Origin of the sequence: Micromonospora sp. M51 (genome assembly GCF_018070305.1) — a bacterium.
In the GTDB taxonomy this organism is placed as follows: domain Bacteria; phylum Actinomycetota; class Actinomycetes; order Mycobacteriales; family Micromonosporaceae; genus Micromonospora; species Micromonospora parva.
In genome coordinates this window covers 1-1,462 of the sequence record NZ_JAGPXZ010001092.1, presented here as the reverse complement: position 1 = coordinate 1,462, position 1,462 = coordinate 1, and the positions used below count along the sequence as shown (strand labels likewise).

Here is a 1,462-nt window from a genome sequence, read left to right as displayed (position 1 = left end):
GCGTGGGCGTGGAGATCACGGCCAGGCCGGCGACGGGGTCACCATCCACAATCGAATTGCCCGGTACGCCCCGCCGGCCGCGCAGCAGCCAACCGGCGGCCAGGCCCAGCAACAGTGCCAGTACCACTATCAGCGAGTGTCCGAAAGACCACGCCACGGCGAACCTCCCTCTCAGCTCGTTGGAAAAGTCACGAGAAAAACTCGCCGCAGCTTCGCACACGCGTATTGCCGACGACAGACAGGATCGGTCGTCAGCGTCGCGGGTGGGCCAGCCACCTCAGCCGGTGCCTGCCGGGTGACACAGAGTCGCCCGATCGCACCGGAACCGGGGCCGATGAGACCGGGGCGGGCGTGCGGCGGGCCACCCATCGGTCGGTCGGGTGGTGCGCGCCGGACACGACGAGACCCGGGCCCGGCGGGGAGGCCGAGCCCGGGTCGGGCAGAACCGGGTTCAGTCCCGGTCGCCCTCGTAGGTGTGGAAGTCGTCGACGAACCGGCGCCGCAGCCGTGGCACCCGGCTGGTCACTCCGAAGTAGCCACGCGCGCCGAGCAGCGCGAGCCGGCCCACCACCGGCCGGTACATCCGGTCGTCGCCGTTGGTGCCGCTGCGGTTCAACGATTCGGCGACCCGCGCGAAGCCGTACGGCGCCATCACCGCCTCGTAGTCGGCGACCGCCTGGACCAGGGTCTTGTCGCCGGCGGTGGCGCGGCTGAGCTGCTCGCAGAGCAGCCGGGCGTCGCGCAGCGCGGTGTTCGCGCCCACACCGCGACCAGGGGTCATGGTGTGGATGGCGTCACCGAGCATGGTGACGGTGCTGCTCTTCCAGGGCGGCACCGGCTCGGACGTGGACACTTTGATGGGCAGGGCGCTGGCCGGATCCGCGTGGGTGAGCAGTTCCCGCAGGTGCGGGTGCCAGTTCGCGGTGAGGTCCAGGGCGACCTGCACCAACTCCTGGCCGCGGCGTTGCATGACGTCGGCCGGGAACCGGTTGGCCGCGCTCCAGATGATCAGATTGATGTTGTCGGTGGTGGTGTCGTGGGCCAGGCCGGGCCAGGTGCGCAGCAGGGCGGCGTCGGCCTCGCTGACGCCGGGCTTGATCGCCCGTTCGGCGTCCCACTTGAACTCCATGACGTGCAGCACGCCCATCATCCCGCCGACTCCGAAGATCAGCGAGATGCCCTGCTGGACCCGCTCCGGAATGAGACTGCGGGTGTGCGGGGTCAGCGGAACCCGGGTGGCGATGTTGATCGTCCCGGCGTCGCGGGTGACGGCGTGCGGCAGGTACTGGCGGCGTACGGCGGAATGGGTGCCGTCGGCCGCCACCAGCAGGTCGCCGGTGGCGGTGCTGCCGTCGGCGAAGTGCGCGGTGACAGTGCCGTCGTCGCGCTGCTCGTACCGGGTGAAGGTCGTGTCGTAGTGCACCCCGTCCGGCCGGCCGGTCAGCAGCACCTGGCGCCGCCC

The 1,462-nt window shown here is 70.9% G+C and carries 1 protein-coding gene; it reads right to left on the bottom strand.

Features of this window, described 5'->3' with window-relative positions:
* Positions 1-451: 451 nt before the first annotated feature.
* Positions 452-1,462: FAD-dependent monooxygenase (locus tag KBX53_RS32715; RefSeq protein WP_210863725.1), on the bottom strand; the 1,011-nt coding region annotated here is incomplete at its 5' end.